General features: G+C 32.3%; 13 protein-coding genes and 1 tRNA gene. 10 read left to right on the top strand and 4 right to left on the bottom strand.

What is annotated here, in order from left to right; all coding sequences use genetic code 11:
• Window positions 1-2: 2 nt before the first annotated feature.
• From EL260_RS11610 to EL260_RS11635, 6 genes are all read left to right on the top strand, one after another.
• Window positions 3-6,083, top strand: coding sequence for a DEAD/DEAH box helicase (locus EL260_RS11610; protein ID WP_123860429.1), 6,081 nt, complete (start codon window positions 3-5; stop codon window positions 6,081-6,083).
• Window positions 6,080-7,156, top strand: coding sequence for a PD-(D/E)XK nuclease family protein (locus tag EL260_RS11615; protein ID WP_123860430.1), 1,077 nt, complete (start codon window positions 6,080-6,082; stop codon window positions 7,154-7,156). The genes EL260_RS11610 and EL260_RS11615 overlap by 4 nt, the downstream gene beginning before the upstream one ends.
• The gene (locus EL260_RS11620) at window positions 7,146-8,255 is read left to right on the top strand and encodes a DNA cytosine methyltransferase (RefSeq protein WP_123860431.1); all 1,110 of its coding nucleotides are present in this window, start codon (window positions 7,146-7,148) and stop codon (window positions 8,253-8,255) included. Before EL260_RS11615 ends, EL260_RS11620 begins: the two co-directional genes overlap by 11 nt.
• 9 nt (window positions 8,256-8,264) lie before the next feature.
• A complete protein-coding gene (locus EL260_RS11625) occupies window positions 8,265-8,684 on the top strand; it encodes a very short patch repair endonuclease (RefSeq protein ID WP_123860432.1) in 420 nt (139 codons plus the stop codon).
• Between the two features lie 150 nt (window positions 8,685-8,834).
• Window positions 8,835-11,813 (top strand): P-loop NTPase family protein, encoded by a 2,979-nt coding sequence (locus EL260_RS11630; protein WP_123860433.1) that lies wholly within the window; start codon window positions 8,835-8,837, stop codon window positions 11,811-11,813.
• Window positions 11,803-14,373, top strand: coding sequence for a DUF7017 domain-containing protein (locus tag EL260_RS11635; protein WP_123860434.1), 2,571 nt, complete (start codon window positions 11,803-11,805; stop codon window positions 14,371-14,373). Before EL260_RS11630 ends, EL260_RS11635 begins: the two co-directional genes overlap by 11 nt.
• A gap of 183 nt (window positions 14,374-14,556) precedes the next feature.
• Here the strand turns inward: EL260_RS11635 and EL260_RS11640 are convergent, their stop codons facing one another.
• The 3 genes from EL260_RS11640 to EL260_RS11650 all read right to left on the bottom strand — a co-directional run bounded on the left by EL260_RS11640 (window position 14,557) and on the right by EL260_RS11650 (window position 17,120).
• The gene (locus tag EL260_RS11640; protein WP_123860435.1) at window positions 14,557-15,774 is read right to left on the bottom strand and encodes a site-specific integrase; all 1,218 of its coding nucleotides are present in this window, start codon (window positions 15,772-15,774) and stop codon (window positions 14,557-14,559) included.
• A 250-nt stretch (window positions 15,775-16,024) separates the two neighbouring features.
• Window positions 16,025-16,112, bottom strand: a tRNA-Ser gene (locus EL260_RS11645).
• A gap of 333 nt (window positions 16,113-16,445) precedes the next feature.
• Window positions 16,446-17,120, bottom strand: a complete 675-nt coding sequence (locus EL260_RS11650; protein WP_123860436.1) for a suppressor of fused domain protein — start codon at window positions 17,118-17,120, stop codon at window positions 16,446-16,448.
• 335 nt (window positions 17,121-17,455) lie between these two features.
• Between EL260_RS11650 and EL260_RS11655 the strand changes: the two genes are divergently transcribed.
• Window positions 17,456-18,799 carry a hypothetical protein gene (locus tag EL260_RS11655; RefSeq protein ID WP_123860437.1) on the top strand — a complete coding sequence of 448 codons (1,344 nt, stop codon included), beginning with the start codon at window positions 17,456-17,458 and terminating at the stop codon, window positions 18,797-18,799.
• A 355-nt stretch (window positions 18,800-19,154) separates the two neighbouring features.
• On the top strand, window positions 19,155-19,568 hold the full coding sequence (gene arr, locus EL260_RS26195; protein WP_394343545.1) for an NAD(+)--rifampin ADP-ribosyltransferase: 414 nt from the start codon (window positions 19,155-19,157) through the stop codon (window positions 19,566-19,568).
• A 57-nt stretch (window positions 19,569-19,625) separates the two neighbouring features.
• On the opposite strand, the gene EL260_RS11665 is transcribed toward arr, so the two are convergent.
• The gene (locus tag EL260_RS11665) at window positions 19,626-20,570 is read right to left on the bottom strand and encodes an MBL fold metallo-hydrolase (RefSeq protein WP_123860439.1); all 945 of its coding nucleotides are present in this window, start codon (window positions 20,568-20,570) and stop codon (window positions 19,626-19,628) included.
• 160 nt (window positions 20,571-20,730) lie between these two features.
• Here EL260_RS11665 and EL260_RS11670 point away from each other — a divergent pair, with 160 nt between their 5' ends.
• Both EL260_RS11670 and EL260_RS11675 read left to right on the top strand, forming a co-directional pair.
• Window positions 20,731-21,273: a hypothetical protein gene (locus tag EL260_RS11670; protein WP_123860440.1), complete on the top strand. Its 543-nt coding sequence runs from the start codon at window positions 20,731-20,733 to the stop codon at window positions 21,271-21,273.
• 90 nt (window positions 21,274-21,363) lie between these two features.
• Window positions 21,364-21,615: a hypothetical protein gene (locus EL260_RS11675; RefSeq protein ID WP_123860441.1), complete on the top strand. Its 252-nt coding sequence runs from the start codon at window positions 21,364-21,366 to the stop codon at window positions 21,613-21,615.
• Window positions 21,616-21,659: the final 44 nt, after the last annotated feature.

A 21,659-nucleotide genomic window follows, 5' to 3' on the forward strand; every position in this document is an offset into this window, starting at 1 on the left:
CCATGAGAGATCCAATAGGTTCATTTTTAGAAATAAAAGAAAATTTTATAAGGTATGTTCAAACAGCATTCCGAACTAATTCTGAAAATATAGAAGAGGAGCGTTATAAGTTATTAAATACTGATAAGGTTTTATTCAGAATGCCTTGGATTGAGCCTCTTCCAGACTATTTATCTAGTGGTAAAAAAATAGATGAACTTACTATTGATGATTTTGACGGGAATCTATCACTACATGAGTTACGAATGTTTAAGGAACTTGTTAAAAATGGATTAGTAGATGAAAAAAACAAATTATATTCTCATCAAGCAAAAATGTTGAAAGCAGCAATAAGTGGTAATAATTGCATAATAACTTCCGGAACAGGGTCAGGTAAAACAGAATCTTTTCTTCTACCACTATTTGCACAATTAGCTAAGGAACTTTCTAGTTGGAAAAGTCCTAATCTCCGAGCTGCAACTCAAGATACTTGGTGGCGAGAAAATACAGATGAAGGATTAACTCCTTCGAAAATAGTTGATGAAGCCACTCATACCCTTAGTTCAATCGCCGCCCAAAGAAGTAATGAAGTAAGACAAGCAGGTGTACGAGCTCTTATTTTATATCCGATGAATGCCTTGGTGGAAGATCAAATGACAAGGCTTAGAAAAGCTTTGGATTCAGATGATAAAAGGGATTGGCTAAAAAAAAATCTTGGTGGAAACAAGATTTTTTTTGGCAGATATAATAGTAATACTCCAGTTTCTGGAAGGTTGTTCAAGTTAAATGGAGATGGTATACAAATAAAGAATGATTTTAAAATAAGACAGCTTAAGAAAGAACTTTACAATATTGAAAATGATGCGTTGAAAGTTGAAAGATTCATTGACGAAAAGAGAAAAGACAAGAAAGAAGCAATAGAATTAAAATCTTTTTTTCCACGCTTAGACGGTTCCGAAATGCGTTCCCGTTTTGATATGCAAATTGCACCTCCTGACATTATGATTACTAATTACTCAATGCTTAGTATAATGTTAATGCGCGAAGTTGATTCCGGAATTTTTGAGAAAACAAGGAGTTGGCTTGCGTGTGAAGATCTTCCTGAGGCAAAACGAAACAACGAAAAGAAAAATCGTGTTTTTCATTTGATAATTGATGAATTACATTTATATCGCGGCACGCAGGGGTCAGAAGTTGCCTATCTATTGAAGTTAGTTTTAAACCGTTTAGGTTTGCATCCTGAGCATGATCAGTTAAGGATATTAGCTTCATCAGCATCACTAGAGCCAGCAGATGAAAAGAGCATGGATTTTTTGAGGGATTTCTTTGGTGTTGATACCTCTAAGAAACCTTTCATTATAATTCCAGGAGAAAATAATATTATTGAAAATTCTGGAAATTTTGAACATAAATTATCGACTTCTCAATTTTCTACCATAGCAAAATCATACGATTCTTGTAAAGGTGATATTTCAAATGAGCTATTTATTAAAACTTGTGATGAATTGGGTAATTCACTTTCTAGACAATTTGAAATCAAAAAAAATTCTAATGGTATAGGTGGTTTATTGAACGTTTTGTGCGATCCAAAACTACAATTGAGAGAAAGATTATATAAAGCTTGTGAAACTATTTCTGAAGATGTTACACTTTATAATGCTGTTTGCTCTGTCAAAGTGGAAGGTGATGATTCTATGCATAATTTTTTTGCAGAAAGATTATTTTCAAATGCAGAAGATTTGGGGAAATTAATTTTGGCTCTACGTGGTATTTTAATATTAAGGGCACTCATTGAAGAAGATAAAATTCTATCTGATAATATTCCTGAAGATAAAAAACTACCGCGTTTCCGTTTTCATTATTTTTTTAGAAATATCGAGGGACTTTGGGCATCGGTTGATGAAAATGATATTCAAGACAAACCGGATAGAGACCTACGGAATATAGGTAAAATTTATCCTGTTTCAAAGATAAAATCCTCTAATGGCAATAGGATATTAGAATTGCTTTATTGTGATAATTGTGGAACAACTTTATTAGGTGGGAGCAGACTAATTGTAGAAAATGAACATGGTGGAAAAATGTTTGAATTATTGCCCATTAGTCCCAATATTGAAGGTATACCTGAAAAAACACCAGCAAAATTGGTTGAGAGTCGAAGTTATCAAGAGTATGCGATTTTTTGGCCATCAGGCGAAGAAATTTTTAATGAAGAATTAGTTATTCCAGCATTAAATAATGGTGGATATTGGCGCCAGACAACCATCAATGGGCATAAACAAGTTGAATACCATGCAAAATGGATCAAAGCCTCGCTTAATAAAAAATCAGGTAATATTGTAAATCAGCATGATAAGGCAGATAAAGAACCTAAAAAATGGGTGAAAGGTTATTATTTTACTGTCACAAAAGATGGAGACCGGAATGACATCGCATTAAATTATAATACTACTGAAGGTCAATTTTCTGAAACCCATAAGGCTCTTCCAAATGTTTGTCCAGCATGCGGAATTAATCATCGTAAACATGCTGATAATTCACGAATAAAGAAAACATCTTCAATTAGAGGTTTCAGAACTGGTTTCGCTAAAACAACACAAACCTTTGCTAAGGAGTTGATGTATCAATTACCGAACGAAAAAGATAAAAGGAAATTAATAGTTTTTTCAGATAGTAGGGAAGATGCAGCGCAAGTCGCAAATGGCATTGAAAGAAATCATTTTACTGATTTACAAAGAGAATTATTGGTTGAAATTTTTAATAAAAATATAAATGTCAAGGCTGAAATTCTTCGTGCAATTAAAAATAATGATCAAGAAAAAAAAACATTCTATCTTACAAAGAATGCAGATTTATATTACGAAATTGAAGATCTATATGAAAAATCAATCTCTACAAATCCTAATCCACTAAGAATAATCGAAAAAGAAAAAGCAATAAAGGAATTACAAAAAATAAGGAATCGAATTTTTCCAGTTGAAGAAATTGTTTTATCGTATGAAGCTGGCGCATTAGGCCCATTACTTAATAAACTTCTTGCGTTAGGTATTAATCCTGGTGGAAATGATATAAAAATTCAAACTTCAAAACAAGGTAATATTGATCTTCCTTGGTATGAGCTAATTGATTTTAAAGCACAAAAATGGAAGTTAACGACTACTGATTCCTTCAAAACTAGTATAAATGATGAAGCATTTGAAAACTTGGCTTCAATATTTTTTGGTTCATTATTTTATTCCTTGGAATCTTCGGCATTGGGATATCTTTCTATTAACCCGGAAGATTCTAAAATTAACAACCATGCAAATCGTTTAGGTTTGTCAAAAGAAACTTTTATTGAAGTTGTGAATTCGGTCATTAGAATAATGGGCGATAAGTACAAGCACAACCGTGCGGAGCAATTGGAGAAATCAAACTTTGAATCCTATAATAGTTTCCCTGCTGCTGTTAAGTTATATGTTAAAGCTATTTCTCTGCTTCATTCCAAAACAGAAAATGAGGTTGGTGCTTCAGTGTTTGATTTAATGAAAGAACTTCATATTTTAGACAGATCCCGTGGAATAATTATAGAAAAGTTATTCATAAAAGTTACTTTTTCTCAAGATCATTATTGGAAAAGCACACGAGGTAATAAAATTCATTTACATAAAAGTGGTGGTATTGATACTTTCTCAAATCAAAGATTAAATATTCATCCAAGTGGTATTTGTGATGATATTTGGTCTTTTAATTACCTGTCCTACAATGCATTGAAAAATAACCGTAATGCTATTAGATTACATTGCGAAGAACTGACAGGGCAAACTGATGACCAATTTGAGAGACAAAGACATTTTAGAAATATTATTTTAACTGAAGAAGGAAATGAAGATGTTAAAGCAATTGATCTTTTAAGTGTTACAACTACATTAGAAGTTGGTGTTGATATTGGTGCACTGCAGGCTGTTATGCTCGGCAATATGCCACCACAAAGGTTTAATTATCAGCAGCGTGTTGGTAGGGCTGGACGTCGTGGTCAGGCTTATTCAGTTATTCTGACTTTTTGTAGAGGGCGCAGTCATGACGAGTTTTATTTCTCGAATCCACAGAAAATTACAGGAGATCCTCCACCAACTCCTTTTCTGACGATGGGACAGGAAAGAATCTTTAAAAGACTCCTCGCTAAGGATATTCTTAGAAATGCTTATCAAAATATTGAAATAAATGTTAACAATGATGAAGATAAATCAAGTGTTCATGGGGAATTCGGCAAAATAGCAAATTGGGAATCTTACAGACCTCAAATTAATGCTTGGATAGTTTCAAATCATAACAAAATAAGATCAATCGTATCCTCATTGATTTCATTTCAATTAAAAGGTAATGAAGAAGCGTATGTAAATTGGGTGATAGATTGCGACACTGTAGATTGTTTAATGAACAGGATACAAAGTATCATAGAAAATAGAGAAATCAGTAATAGTGATATTTCAGAAAAGCTTGCTGAGGGCGGTGTTTTACCTATGTTTGGTATGCCTACAACAGTAAAAAATCTTTATCATGGTTTTTCTAAAACAAACAAAATTCTTTCAATTGATAGACCTCAAGCAGTGGCAATTTATGAATTTGCGCCTGGTGCTCAAAAAACAAAAGATAAAGGTATTCATCAATCAATTGGTTTTACAAGCGATTTGTATACAAGAAATCTTGGAAACAATACTAAGATTGAAAATTTTGATACTGAAGACCACTTGCCATTTTCTTTAAATTTATGGTATGTCAGATGTAAAAGTTGTGGCTATTTTCAAACATATGATTCCAATAAGAAAGAAGAGTTAATTGCAAGCGGTGAATTAACAAACTGTCCGGGTTGTGGTGAAAATAACCCTGAGAAGTATCATCAGCCGATAATGCTGAAGTCCCCCATCGCCTATCGTACTGATTTTTCCGGTGGAAGAGATTCAAAAGATGATTCTCCACTTTTGCTTTCCCGTCCACCAATATTTGTAGAACGTAGTTTAGATGATGATAATACTACCGAAAGCAAACCTATTTTCAATACTAGCCTTTCAATTACTGATCGTGATGTATCATGGCGGATAAATAGTAATTCAGATAATTTTTTTAAAGGTAAAAGATTAATTACTGTCAATAATATACCTTTTCCGCCTGATAAGGTCTGGCTAAAGAATCAATGGATCTCTTCTGAATTAGAAACTGAATTTAAAAACGATGACTATAGTCTATCATTAATGGGAGAAAATGAAGCTCATGAAGATATCATATCATTAGCAAGTCAAAAAAAGACTGAAGTATTCCGTATTGCGCCTACTGAAACCCCAATTGGATTATCACTTGATATGCGATTCGATAACGGTATAAGGTCTGGCTACTATTCTTTAGCATTTTTACTTCAAAGGATATTGGCTGACAAGCTAGATGTTGATCCAATGGAAATCGAAATTGCTGATATTCCTGTAGTAAATCAGAAAGGTGATACAGATAAAAAAATTGCTGAAATAATTTTGACAGATGAATTACAAAATGGTTCTGGTTTCGTTCGACGAATGTATGAGGAATTCGAGACAATAATTAAAGATACACTTGATCCAAGTGATTTAGAAAGTTATGTATACAAAATTTCTTCACAAAAACATTTAGATGATTGCAAAGATGCTTGTTATGATTGCTTGAAAATATACAGAAATATGAATTACCATAGCTTATTGGATTGGCGTTTAGGCATTTCAATGATGAGAGTATTACATGATTCTGATTACAAATGTGGTATTGACGGTAAATTTGATGAATATTTTGAGTTGAGAGGATGGATTAGTGATGCTAAGCAATTGACTGTGGAATTTTGTAATAGTTTTGATAATTTTTCAGTTGCAGAATTTAATGGTTTACCAGTTATAACTTGGGGACAGGATCAAAAAAATGTCATATGTATTGTGCATCCATTTTGGTCATTAACAGATTTTAGTGATGATTACTGGTTAGCAGTTAGTATGGACGAAATCGATAGATATGTAACCCTTAAAAGAGGCAAAAAATTCTATTTTGATACATTCAACCTACATCGAAGACCTGGCTGGTGCTATGAAAAATTAATGAAAGAATGATTTTAGAAAAACCAATATTAAACTATCAACATATAAGTAGAATTTCGCCTAGTAATTTTACAGCATTAAAAGGATGCCACTATAAATTTATAATTAACAAAGCTATCGACGGAAAACCTGTTTTGCCTGTTTCAATTAATTCTTATAAAGGGACTTTTGTTCACCGTATTTTAGAGCATATTTCTTTAGGAAAGATAACAAGTGAGGAAGAGCTGTCAAGTTATATGGATAATGAATTAAACGTAATTAATGAGCAAATACTAAGAGATGGCAATAGTATTTACGTTCCTCTGCACAGTAAATTAAAAAATTTCGGTTTGTTAAAAATCAAACTGAAAAGATTTCTTATTGAGAAATCAAAATCCCAAAAACCAGTTACTGGAGTAAAGTTTTCTTCCGAAAAATGGTATGAAACAAACGATAAACTTGTCGGAGGAAAGATTGATCTTATTTCTGAATATCCAGACAGAATAGAAATTATTGATTTTAAAACAGGAGCTATAACTGAAGAATTGTTAGATGATGAAGGGGAAAAATTTGAAGAAGTAAAAATAGATTATCAGGATCAGTTAAAACTTTATGCAGCATTATTTCATGAACAAACAGGAAAAAAAGTTGATAGATTATTTTTGGTTGATCTTCAAAAAAACAAATATGAAATTTCTTTTTCTTTTGATGAATGTAATAAATTAATTAGAGAGGCAAAAAAAATTCTAATAAAAGTAAATGAAGAAATATCAACCAGATTTTTTTTAGCTGATCCTAAAATTGAAAATTGTAAGTTTTGTTTAAATCGTCCTGCTTGTTCTTACTATAAACAATCTTTGATAAACGGTTTAAAAACCAATGACATCAGTGGCCGGATAATAAAATCGCAAAAATTTCTTAACGGAAATGTTTCTTTATTTTTACAGACTCAAATTGGAAATGTCACTATTAAAAATTTTGGAATTTCTTTTTTTGAATCTTTTAATAAGGCTATAGGCAAAGAAATAATAGTATATAATGTCCGAGCAGATAAGATGGAGAATTCATTTTTAGCAAATCAATTGACAAGAGTTTATGAGTCGTAAAAGAATAAAGAACATACCAGTATTATCTTTTTTTTCCGGTGGCGGATTTATGGATCTCGGCTTTGAAGAAGCAGGATATGAAGTAATTTGGTCAAATGAATTTGATAAAGCCTTTGCTGAGCTGTATGCCGCAGGTATAACATCTTACAGAAAATCTAAAGGAAATAGTAAACAAGCTGAAATTTTTAATACAAATTCAATCAATGATATAAGTTCTGAGCAAATCGCTTTGGAAGCTTTTCCAAATGGTAAACCTGACCATTTTGGTATAATTGGTGGACCGCCTTGCCAAGACTTTAGTTTAAATGGAAAACAAAAAGGGTTTGATGGTAATCGTGGGCAATTGACTGTAACATATTTAGAAAGAATCAAAGAATTAAAACCTGATTTTTTTGTTCTTGAAAATGTAACAGGTTTATTTAGAATTAAATCAAACAAAGAATATTTTTTTAAACTACTTAAGGAAATTCAAAAAGAATATATTACAGATTACACTATACTTAACTCCCTCAGTTTTGGTGTTCCACAAAGTCGTGAACGTGTATTTGTTATAGGTTTAAAAAAAACACTTCCAGTAATAGAAAATGAAATTCAGGGATTATTTAAATTTCCTTTTTTTGAAATTTACAAGATTGAAAATGCAGTGAAGAGGTATCAATGGCCTACCGCAGAAATTTTCGGTGGTAAACCTGAAAAACCTGATAAAATTCCGATAGAACTATGTGTGGAAAGTTGTTTAGTTTCTGATGAGGATATAAAACTAATTCCAAATGCAGATGAATTTTTCCCTTTTAAGGTTAATGTAGATAAGCTAAATTTAATAAAGGAAGGTGAAACAAACCGCCCTTCTTTCAAAAGATTACATAGATACAAGTACAGCCCTACCGCATGTTACGGCAACAACGAAGTACATTTACATCCTTACAAAAACCGTAGAATATCCGTTCGTGAAGCACTAAGAATACAAGGAGTTCCTGACGAATATGTTTTACCAAATACAATTTCAATGACTAAAAAGTTTAAATTGATAGGAAACGGTGTGCCTGTTCCCTTGGCAAAAGCGGTCGCAACGGCAATTAAAAATTTTATTTTTCAATAATATAATGATATGGATATTTGGTCAAAAACAAAGCGAAGCGAAGTAATGAAAAAAATAAAAGGTAAAGATACTAAACCCGAAAAAATTCTTCGTTCAGCACTTTTCCGAAAAGGTTTCAGATTCAGAATCCATCGAAACGACTTACCCGGCAAGCCGGATATTGTATTTCCCAAATATAAAACTGTTGTTTTTGTTAATGGTTGTTTTTGGCACTATCACGAGGATTGCCGTGAAGGTCGTATTCCATCTACAAATACGGAGTTTTGGAAGAATAAATTATCCAAAAATATCGAAAGAGATAAAAGGAATATCGCTTCTTTGAAAGAATTAGGTTGGAATGTAATAGTAATTTGGGAGTGTGAAATTGAAAAAAATCTTGACCAGATCATTTTACAGTTAGCTCACAATCTTAATAATCATCAATCCTGAAGTATTATGTTTGTTTTAAAACTCAGTATATTAATTATTATTAGCAAAATTATTAAGGTTAAAAAAAATAAATATTGTGTAAATTAATTAATCAAGCCTATTCGCTATTAAACATTTAATCTCAGCCCGAACAATTATCCAATTTAAATAATGCTTGAAATATTAAATAATAGAACAGAACACACTCACGAAAACGAACAGTTCCGTAGAGTTATTGACATAATCGAAATAGCTTTTAATAAATTGGGATATAATGGTGTACTAATTGGTAATCCATTTAACGAATCTTATTCTCGTTTTCGTGCCGATGCTATATTATACTATAACAATGGTCTAATACTTATTGATTTTAAAGATTACAAAGGAATAATCAAATTGCCACCAAATGAAAATGAATTTCATTCAGCAAAGTGGCATAACGAAAATCTAAAAGACAGAAGTAGATTGGAAATAAAAGCAGGTGCAAATTTTATCAATCCATTTAGACAATTAGTTTCCTATCGTAATGCTTTTAGAGAGCTGGTAGAGAAAAACAAATATTTGGGTGGAATAAATCCGGCAAGAGTTTGTATTGCAAATATTTTTTCAGGACCAATTGAAATTCATAATGAGGTTCCAAGAAACTTACCCTATTACAAACTTATTCAAGAATCAGAATTAGGTAATTTCATTTATGATTTTGCAAGTGAGAATACATATAAGGAAGACATTGCTAAAATTTTGAGAAGCGTTTTTCCTGCCGAAAAATGGATTAAAAATCTAAGAATTACTATTCCAGAGCCAATCATTGAAAAACAGATAACTGAAATTGACAATGACGTTCAGAAAAACATAGTTGATTTTCTCAAGGAAGAAAATGGTGGCATTCTTGTTTTAGAATCTATGAATACCGAAGATAGAGATTCTTGGTTACGATTTGCAACAAACGAAGCAGTAAATCACAATATTCCACAAGTTGAAAAGTGGTCGCATTCTGCACGAATTAGCAAGAAAATTCAAAAGCGAAGCAACATAGAAACAGAAGGAATTTACAGCATCATTTATGGCGGTTCAGACATTGAAGGACAAAATGAAAATCCAGATACCGAAGAACAAGAAGAAGAATTGTTGGAAGTAATTCCTCTGAAATCAAGTAAAGATATTGATGAAAAAGCATTGATTATTATTACTGAAGCTCACTTAGTAAGCCGTAGTTTAAGTCAATCTGAATTATTGCGTTTTGGTTCAGGAAGATTATTAGAAGATATTGTCAAATTTATCAATCCTCAAAGCGACCGCAAAATTGTGTTTATTGGCGACCCGTATTCTTTGACATTTGGTAAAGATGAAGATACTGCATTGAATTTAGAAACTTTGTCTGAATTATATGATAAAGAAAAAATAAAACATTATCGCAAACCGATAGAGAATGAAGCTACAGACGGAAAAGAAAAACTGAGAATTGATTTAGCAAACAGTATTGAAAAATTTCTTTTTAATGATCTGAGTTATAGTTTTGACCAAACTACTTTAATTGATTTAAAAGACGACAGTCAAAGAATCCAAAATCTATATTCGTGGTTTGCTAAACCATTTTTAAATGAACCTGATAAGGCGGTTTTATTCTATTCAAAAAAAGATTGTTTAAAAACCAACAAGTGGATTAAAAAACAATGCCTAAAAAGTGGAGAAACTTTAGCAATAAATGATTTGCTAATTGTGAACAACAATGTTTCTATTCCTGATGATAGCGGATTCCAAATTCCAAGAAGAATTATAAATGGAATGTTTTTTACGGTACTTGACATTAAAGAAACGCAACAAGAGCATATTAAAATTCGGCAATCCCAAAATCCTATAGTTTTATCTTTTTCAAAAATAAATGTGAAATGTTTGAGTTTGGCGGGCTCTCCCGATACTGACATTTGGATTTTGGACAATTATTTCAACAGCGAAGATGAATTAACAAAAGAAGAACAAATTGCTTTTAGAGTTTTTGTAAATGCAAAAATTAACAATGAAAAACGGAAACAAAAATTTGAAGACAGCCAAGATTATAAACAATTATTACAAGACAAGCAGTATAATGACCTTTCAAACGAAGAAAAAGACGCAATAAAAATACTTGTTAAAAACTACAATCTGTTAAAAGAAAAGAAAGAGAAAATTGAAACAAGCAGAAATGCAAGAAATTTACTTTCAAGTTATTACAAAAGATATTCAAAGAAATTATTTTTTCAGATAAAGGATTCTGACCCATTTGTAAATGCAGTATTTGTAAAATATGGTTGGGCAATTACAGTTCATAAAGCAATAGGTTCTAATTATAACGAAGTTATTATAAAAGGACACCGTAAAGAAAATGACGGAATTACAAATGATAGTTATTTCCGTTGGTTATATAGCGGTGTTACAGCAGGAAAAACCGTTAACATAATTTCGCCTCAAATAATAAATCCTTTTATGAATTGTGTCTTTGAAGACAATTCCACAAATGGAGTTACCATAAAATCAAAACAATTTTTAATTTTTGAAGATTATAAAGTTGAAGCAAGATTTGTAGAAAAAATACAATCAATTGACAACAAAAATGTAGTTGGAGCAATTTGTGAACTTTCCAAGTTGCTTGAACAAAACGGATATTTACTTGAAAGCTCAAAAAAGTTCACTGAATACTTAACAAAAGTCCATTATTCAATTCCTCAAAACGAAAATCAGCAATTGATTCTCAACATTGACAATAAGGGTTCAAAAGACAATTTTGCAGTTGGCAATATTCGTATTGAAAAACTAAATGGTGCAGACGAAACTATTGTAAAAAAGTGTATTGAAAATTGCTTATCTCAAAAACAAAATGTTAGTTCGATAACAGACGATAAACCTGAATCACCGACAGATTTTAGAGAAGAAATTTATTCCGATTGGATTCAAAATTGTGAAAATAAAAACATTACACTAAAAATCATACAAAGCCATAATAACCAAGATATTTTTCGTGCCACTTGCGAAAATGACAATTTGATTTTTAAAGTTTGGTATGGTACAAGTGAACAAAGTAAATCAAAAGGGTTTTTCTCAAAAATTGAAGTTTTGAAAAAATCTTCTGAAACAATTTTAGAAAAAGTAAAAGGTATAATTTATGGATTCTAAAACAGTTTTTGAATTACGAAAAGAAGCACAGAGTTTATCAGGGATTGAAAAACTGAATAAATTAAACAATGCTCTAAATATCTCACGAAATCTTTACTTAGAGGACAGTTCAGACGAATGGATTCAAAAAGCATTTGCTTGGGTTCTAATAGATTTGTGTAAATATTACATAGCAGAAAGAAACTTGAATCAAGCAGGAGTTTGTTATAACGAATTAATTACAATAGACTTTAAAGGTTATGATGATGATATAATTGAAAATCAAAAAAACTTTCTTCGCCCAAAGATTGACACAAATTATTCGGAGGTTCAAAGAGCGGAAGAATTAAGCAAAGACGGAAATAATAAAGAAGCATTAGCGATTTTTAAAAACCTAATTGCTCAAAACAGACTAACAGAAATACATCACGAAAGCTACGGTTGGGTAATCTACCGATACATAAAAGCAGAAGAAAGTAATCTTTCATCGATTGATGTAAGAACGTTTTTAAGAGATTATATGAACTTAAAGAATGAAAGACCGTCAATGCTTCATTCTATGATTTTAAATTTCGCATTAAACTATTCTAAAACACACAGCGACTTTAAGTTTTACAACTTTTTTCTTTTGTGGAATCCTGACAATCTTCGCCACGAAGATTTACACGATGGATATAAAGACGGAAAAAGTATTCCCTCACTTATTTCACGCATTTGCAGAGAGTTTGTAAATTCAAACGCAGAAATAAACATTGAAGAATTTTTAAGCAAAATTGACCTTAGCAAAGAAACCGTTTTAGACTTTTTCAGAGAAACCATTTTTTGGAATATTTTCAATGCTCACAAGGAAAATAAATTTTCTGACTTGTGGAATTTGTTTGAGCAATACAATAACAATTATTCCAAACACGGACAATCAAAATGGCATTCCGAAATTTTAAATCTTGCTGAAAGGTTTATGAAAGAAAATGATGAATGGCGTTTTCTCAACTTTTTCAAAAATTGGAATCCAGAAAATTTAAGAACTGACGATTGGAAAGAAACAAAAAAAGACGAACACACATACAAACCATTAGCAACAAAAGCACTTAAAAAGACTTTTGAAATTCTGAAAACTCAAACATCTGAACAAAATTTTTCTTGGCTAATCAAACCGTATGAAACCGCAATCAAATTGTTTCCCGATGATGAGTGGTTGTTGAGAGAAAAAGCATTACTTCATTTCAAGAACAACGAATTAGAATTAGCAATCAAAATATACACGCAACTTGTTTTGGAACTTTCCAATAAACATTATGTTTGGCAAGAGTTTTCAGATTGTATAATTTCCGATAATTCCTTGAAAATCGGAATGCTGTCAAAAGCATTGAGTTTAGAAAAAAACGAAGATTTTTTAGGCGATATTCATTTAGATTTAGCAAAAGCGTTAATTGACGAAAATCTTTTAGAAAATGCACTTATAGAACTTGAAGCATACAAAAAACATAGAGAAATAAAAGGTTGGAAATTGTCATCACTTTTTGACGAATTACACGAAAAAGCAAGTTCAATTAAACAAAGTTTAAAAGACAATCGGGAACTATACAAAAATTATATTCCTTTTGCCGAAAACTTCGCTTATGCTGATTTAGATTGGACAGAACTTGTTTTGGTTGATAAATGGAAAGACGACAAAGGAAAAGACCGTTTAACTTTTACAGATGGAAAAACGATAGATTTTGCAATTAGTAAAAATCGTTTTGAAACCTTGAAACAATCTGAATTAGGACAAATTTTAAAGTTCAAACTTCACAAGCAAGAAATTAAAAAGGAAGTTGAAGCAAAATTTGCTTGGTCTGGAAAAACAATCGTTACAGACCACAAGTATATTCCACTTATTGCAGAAAAATCAGAAAAGAAACATTGGGAAATTTTAGAAGACACTTTTGCATTTGTTGATTATATCAATAAAGAAAAAAACATTATTCACGCAATTACAACGGGACACAAAGAAGTATTTTTTCCTCAAATTAAACCTGAACTACAAATAGGAGATTTTGTAACAGCCAAAAGTTACATCAAAAAAGTAAAAGACGAAAACAGAACAGAACTGCGACAAATTCAGAAAATTGACAAAGGTTCTGTCATTTCAAAATTCCAAACTCAAATTGCTATAATTGACGGAATAAATGAACAAAAACAATTATTCCATTTCGTTCTCAATTCAAAATTGCAAGGAATTATTAGATATTCAGAAACAAGACTTAGACCAAATGAAGGAGATTTTATCAAACTTTCATTTGCTACAAAAACAGACAAAGACAAAAAGCTAAGAGTAAAAGTTCTGAATATTGAACCAACAGAAGAAACAAATACCAATTTACGAAAAGACATCACAGGATTATTGGAAGTAAAGTACAAAGATTACAATTATGACGAAAATATGCCCGATTTTGCATTTATTGGAGATTATTATGTGCCAAAATATCTTTTAGAAAGACACAATATCATTACTGATTGTAGAGTAAATGCAAGAGCTATTTATGGAGAGGATAAAATGAAACTTCCAAAATGGAAAATAATAAAATTGCAAAAAATCTAACACAAATAGTTATGATATTTTAGAATTAATTTCAACTTAAATTTAAAAGAGTCTGCAAACTCAATTATTATAATGTCTGCAGACAATTAAACACAAGAAAAAGAATCATGGTAAGAGTTTACTAAAAAGATATACGAAATACAAAATTGAAAAGCCGAAATATAAAAATAATTTCTTCACTTCTTATTTATCCCGAAGTTTACTCTTTAAAATTGACATATCATCACTCACTTTCTTATCCAAGATCTTCGCATAATGCTGAGTGGTTTTTATATTGGTATGACCTAGCATTTTACTTACACTTTCAATCGGAACGCCATTAGACAATGTAACAGTAGTGGCGAACGTATGTCTTGCGATATGAAACGTTAGCTCTTTATTGATTCCACAGACATTCACAATTTCTTTGAGATACGAATTCATCTTTTGATTACTGAGAACAGGAAACAAGACATTCGAATTTACACATTCAGGATGGCCTTCATATTTTAAAATCAGTTCCTGTGCTAAAGGTAATAATGGAACTCTGGTTGAGGTATCCGTTTTTTGACGATGTGTGAAAATCCATCGGTCGCCATCTATTCCTATATTAACGTGAGATTTCGACAATTTCTTTACATCAACATACGCCAAACCAGTATAGCAACTGAAAAGAAAAATATCACGCACTTGGTTCAATCTTTCTGATGCAAATTCCTTCTCGTAGATCGCTTGAATTTCCTCTTTGGTAAGATATGGGCGTTCAACTACCTTAAGCTTTGCTTTGTAGCTTAAAAAAGGATCTTTGGAGAGCCAGCCATTCGACATACATATCCGAATGATCTTTTTGAAATTCTTGATATACTTTACCGCAGTATTGTTTGCGCATTTACGCACACTGCGAAGCCAGAAGTCATAATCCATAATAAAAGCGTGATCGATCTTTGTAATGTCAATATCCGAAGTTTTATATTTCCAGATTAGAAATTCCTGCGTATGCTTTAACGATGTTTTATAACGCTCCAATGTTCCGGGGGCAAAATCCTGACCTACCAGTGCTTCAACTTTATCATTGTGATCCTGAAAAATAGGAATGAGCATTCTTGTGGCAACATCAGTTCCAAGTAGTTTAGATTTTAAACCTTCAGATGTTACAAAGTCTTCTTCTTTCAGCATCTGGTAGTGAGAATCGTAAACTTGTTGTTCTAAAGTTTTAAGATAGACATTAAGCGTTTTCGCCTCCTGAGAGTTGCCAACTGCTTTATGTGCTTTAACATCCCATTTCTGTGGGTCGATGTACCTTTTAGCGGCAATGTCCGCTGCCTTGCCATCAATCGTGATTCTTAAGTAGATGGGAGCGGTTCCGTTTGTTCTGATTTTATTCTTTTTTATAAAGAATAACAGGTTGAATGTTTTGTTCATAGTGTGGTAACTTTAATTGTTAATAATTTACTTTTTATTACCACTTTCTGCAAGATGTACAATCGTTAGACTGCCTGTTAGTCGGCTTTCCCAGAATTTTTCGTGACCCATTTTCAAATTTTCACGATGGGTCACGGAATAGGTCATATAAATCGTGACCTATTTTGATTTTTTTTGATAAAAGCGCTAAAACAAAAAACGCTGTAAACATTGATGTTTACAGCGTTTTAGCTTATTTTGGTTCCCCAACTGGCGGAGAGTGAGGGATTCGAACCCCCGGACCTGTTACAGTCAACAGTTTTCAAGACTGCCGCAATCGACCACTCTGCCAACTCTCCCTAAACTTCGATTATATCGTTGTTTTTTAGTGGTGCAAATATAGGGAGTTTTAAATTACTGACAAAATATTTTTTTATAAAATTTATTTTTTTTGACTCTACCTACAGACGGAGCTTTATATAGGTTTATATTTATGATCTTTAAAGGGTTTAAATACCATTGTTTTTGTACAAAGGTATCGGAAGATAACATAGGAAACCTTTTATATTCAAAAAAATGAGTATGGATAACTGAAAAATGGAGTTTAATGTTTTTCAGTTTTTTTATATTTTACATCTGACCGAAAAATGAAATAGACTTTAGGGGTGTCTTTTATCATTTGTATTAATAGGTTATCCTAATAAATTTTTACGGGTATTATTGAAAATATCAGGAATATTACCCTCTATCAATAAATCGAAAAACTTCCCATACCCATTTTCTATTTTATATTCCAGCTCATTTGGATAGAGTGGGAACAAGGTGTGTAGGGTAATGATTCTGTTATCGCTGATAACTTGCATAAAATCATCATCAAAAGTAGCAGAAGGCAATAAAATACAGCTTGTAAACTGTGTATTTTCATCATAAGGATCCGAAATATCACTCCATGCCTGCAGAGAATGACCTTCAGTCAAAAATGTATCCTGATGATGTGGAAATCTTGCCATATCTTTTACCATGCCTATGATCCAGTCGTTTTTTCCTTCACTTGGAAATGTTTTTTCAAATTCCAGTTCTTTAGGAAGCAAAATCAAAAGTTCAGCAAAGGCATAGTCCTCTTTATCTTCGATGGTATCGGGGACCTTCATTTCCAGCAAACTCATACCGGAGGTTATCAGAAGGTTGAAGTCTTGATCTTTAGGTTGTATAAAATAAACATCAAGATGGAAATCGAGTGACAGCATCTCATGAAAAACGGTCATTTCCTCACTTTTGAAATGTTGATCCAGGTGTTTCTCCAAAGCCTCAACATTTTCGTAATAATGTTTTTTGTTTTGTATTCTTTCGATTAGTTCGTTGTCCATATTTTGTTTTTTTTTATCTCTCTTGCTCTGTGTGGCATTTGTCAGGAATAGTAGAATTGTACTGCTTCTTTAAAGATAATGTTATTTTTCAATTCTATAGACATAAATTGATGATAGATATGATTATAGAAAACTTCTGAACTATAAAAATATCAATTTCATATTGATGAAATCTGCTGAGCTAATATAAGGGAGAATAGTCTGAAGTTTTCAAAGAAAATAGGCCGTGCTTAAAAAAATATAAGTTCAATTATCAGCTTGCTATTTTTAATGATGATGTTGCAGGTTTATAGTAAATTTATAGTCATCATATAATTTGAGATAAATGCCAGATCATGAAACAATTTACATTCAAATACCAAAATAATAAAGGAGGTTTATATGTTTTACTTTCCCTTTTCGGAATTCCTTTGATGATAATTTTATTGAGCATCGTTCTTTTGGATATTATCCCATGGAGCTTATGGATCATCATTCCTTTGGGGATTGGGGCTGTAGTATATTGTATGGCCCGGTTTATCAGAATATCAAGAGAAATAGATACGCTTTCTGTAGATCATGAAGGTTTTACTTCAGAGAAACATGGCCGTATTCGTTATGAAGATATATATAGTATTCCTCCTTATAACTTTTTACAGGCTCCACCACCTTCTATGCGAATCAAACTGAATAACGGAAAAAAACTGGTATGGCAATTTAATCCCCGGAATCAAAAATCAGCAGAAGATATTGCAACATTCATTGCATTCCGGGATGAGCTTCTTTTGAATCTGGAACAGAATGCTCAACAGTCTTTTCTGGCCAAAGAAGAAGATATTCAGAAAACTAAATTACAGGAAAAAGGTTCCCGTCTTGTAGAGCAATTGCAAGTCTCCAAAAACCGAAATTATAAATATATTGCCATCTCTTTGTCAGCGGTATCTGCATTGCTGATATTGGCACGTACCTGTGGCTCAGATATTATTCAAAATAAAAGAAAAGAAGAGGCCAGATCTCTCACCAGGGCTATGCTTCAAATAGAATCTGATTATGAGAAAAATGTTCAGCAGGCTCAAAGAACAGCCGCAGATTATTCTCTGAAATTTGGGGCGATAGTACTTTTTACCAATGATCCGAAAGCCTCTATAGAATTTGTTCCGGAAATAGGTGGAAATCCGTATATGCCAAAAATAGAAGCCATAGGTTTACGACGCATAGAGGATAATGAAATTCTTGAAAAGTACATCAAGCATCCTGATAGTGTGGACTATCATATGGCGGTTATCAATACATCTGGAAAATTCTTTGCAGTAATGAATAAGAGTATATTCAGTCAGGATGATGAGAGTAGTGTTCCTGTTTACCTTACTGTTTATAATCCAAATGAGGCATTTCCGCCCTCCAATTTTCGGGGATCAAAAGACACTGCATTTAGGCCTATTGAATTCAGTTCTTCCATTGGTTTGCCCGTGAAAGGTGATTTTACGAATGCAATTCTTGAAAATATGGACTATGCATCAGTTCGGGCGGTCCTTCAGAAATATAAGAGTACTTTTTTTTATATGGCTGTAAAAGAAATGGATGTATCTACAAAGAAGTTTCAAAAACTGAAAGAAATGATAATTTCTGATTTTGAAAAGCATGGGATTTCAACAGAACCATTTCTGGAACAAAGATTTAATACCAATGCCAAACATTAGAAATTAAAAAACCAAAACAAATATTATGGAATTTTCACCATTTAATACTATCGTTAAACTCTGTATCCAAGGAATGGGTATGGAAGAACAAAGTAAATATGAAGAAGCCGAAAAATTATTTATGCAAGGATGGAATGAAGCTGCAGACGATGTTGAAAAATTTCTTGCTGCGTATTATATTGGGCAACATCAAAAAGTAGCTTCCGAACGATTAAAGTGGTTGGAAACGGCCCTACAACATGCTTTAAAAGCAAATGATGATACAGCTAAAAGTGCTTTTCATATTCTTTATTTAAAGATGTCAGAATGCTATAAAGCGCTTTCATATCCGGAAAAGGCAAAAGAATATGATGAGTTGGCGATATCTGTAAAAGATAAAATTTTTGACCAAGGTCCTTTTTATCATGGGACTAAAGCAAATCTGAAAATAGGGGATACGCTAACAGCAGGTGGCCATTCTAATTATAAGTCTGAATTCATAATGAATCATATTTACTTTACGGCATCAAAAAATGGAGCTGGTCTCGCTGCTGCACTAGCAAAAGGAAATGGAGTTGAAAGGGTATATATAATAGAACCCACTGGGGGTTTTGAAAATGATCCGAACCTGACCAATAAAAAATTTCCAGGTAATCTGACTCGTTCTTATCGTTCAGAAGCTCCATTGAAAATTATTGGAGAAGCAACAGATTGGAGTAAGCCAAATCCTGAAGAGCTTCAGCGATTTCGGGGGAAGTTGGAAAACAATAAGGGGAAAATAATCAATTAATCAGAGAAAGTATTATAAAAAAGCGATGATACTTAATGTTCCATCGCTTTTTTATGATTAAGGTAAGTTAATTCTTTTACCTTGTTCAGGGAAAATATATTTTACCTTTAAAGGGTTGTTTTTCAATAATTCCTGTTTGATGATCTCAGGATTGTTACCCGTAGGCTTTCTGTGCGTAACCACAATAGTAAGGCCTTCCAGGTCCTTCTGCCCAGTTCTTTCCTTTAGTTTTTCCAGTTCTTCTACCAACAAGTTAGGTGTAAGGTGCCCAAACAGAAGGTTTTCAGGCTGGCTATTTGGGAAAGAAACTTCAATCAATATAGTGTTTAATTGCTTTTTTTGAACCAATGGAGCTACATTTTTCCAAAGATTATCCATCCGGTCAGATTTCTCAATTCTGTCGGCTCCGGTATCACCAAGATAAAGAAGATAGTGGTCATTATTCCTGACCAATGCAGCACTGCTTTTATATGGATTTACATGGCTCAGCTCATATCCTGTTAAGAAAAAAGAAGTCTTTTGAGTTGGAATTTCCACTCCCTCCTGAAGTTCATTGTAATGATATTTTCCAAGGATAGGCTTCTGTCCCTGATCTGCAAAATTGATCCAGGTATCTGTAATAAAATAATGATTCTGCAAAATCTGAACTACCGACGGTATAGCAAAAATATCTTTTTTGGCATCAGCTGGAGAATTGATAATAAGTCCTGCCAGATGATCCAGATGTCCATGGGAAATAAAATATCCTTTGATCTGGTCTTTCAAAACTGTTTCCTCTGAGCCGGTAAGGCTTTTTTGTTGAATTGCTTTTCGGATTCCGGTATTTACTGTTCCGGCATCAAGGCAAAGGAATGTATTGTCTTTGGTACCACCAACTAAATAAGCAGATAAATTATCTTCCTGTTCTCCTCCATAAATACCTAATGGAATAACGTCAAAATTTTGTGCCTGGCAGGCCAGATGTAACAAAAGCGCCAGTAAAGAAAATGCTGTTTTTTTCATTATATTAAAAACTTAACCTTTGCGGTAAGATAGGACAAATTTACATTATTTTTTTCCAGTTTCGCTTATCAATAAGCGATCATTCTTGAACTAAAAAAGCCTAAAACTGGAATCGCTAAATTTAATATCTTTAAGTCCGAAAATCATTAAAATAGTCAATATGAAAATAAAACCGTTTACTCTGGCACTGGCTGTCCTTTTTCAATTCTTAAGCGTTACTGCATTTTCACAAAAAACAGCAGATTTGAATTCCTTATTGGATAAAAACTCCGGATTTGTATTTCCACAGACACCAGATAAAATTTCGAAAGCCTTGCATGTGGAAACTGTTTTCTATGAAGATGCTAATGAAGAGAAATATGCTAAATGGCTTACGAAATCAGGATTAGAACTTTATAGTAGTCTCGGAAAGAATAATGTTATTAACGAAATGTTTTTTGATATATCCGATAATAAAGACTTGGTCATAAGTGGGTTACCATACGGCCTTGTGATGAATAAAACGACTTTGGAGAATGCTAAAGTTCAATTCAAAAAAAATGAGGCAAAAGTTCAAAAGCTTGGAACTGATAGTGAATTTCCCGGCGGAGCAAAACTTATTTTTAAGAATGGAAAGCATTTTACCACATTGTTTTTCGACGGTAAAAATCTATTAAAATCCATAAGAATAACAACAGAACTTGTTGATCCTGCAGCTAATTAATCAAATGCTGTACACTTTTTTTCATTTATAAAGGTAAAACTTTTGTAAGTTAGCGAGGATTTCAAATCAAAAAAACTAAAAACAATAATCATGTCAGAAAAAGAGTTAAACGCGTTAACCGATCAGGAATTATTAGAAAAGAAGAATAAATCTAAATCCGACAAAATAATCAATGCAGTTCTCATAGGTTTTTTTGTGGGTATTGCGATATATAGCAGTGCAACCAATGGAATTGGATTTTTTACCTTTTTTCCGTTGTTTTTTGCAGGGTTTCTGGGGACTCAATGGAATAAACGTAATCAAGCATTAGGGAAAGAATTGGAATCCAGAAATCTGAAATAAACATTAGAATAAAAAAGTCTGTCCATTGTTAAAAACAAGGATAG

It is taken from the genome of Chryseobacterium nakagawai (assembly GCF_900637665.1).
Lineage (GTDB): Bacteria > Bacteroidota > Bacteroidia > Flavobacteriales > Weeksellaceae > Chryseobacterium > Chryseobacterium nakagawai.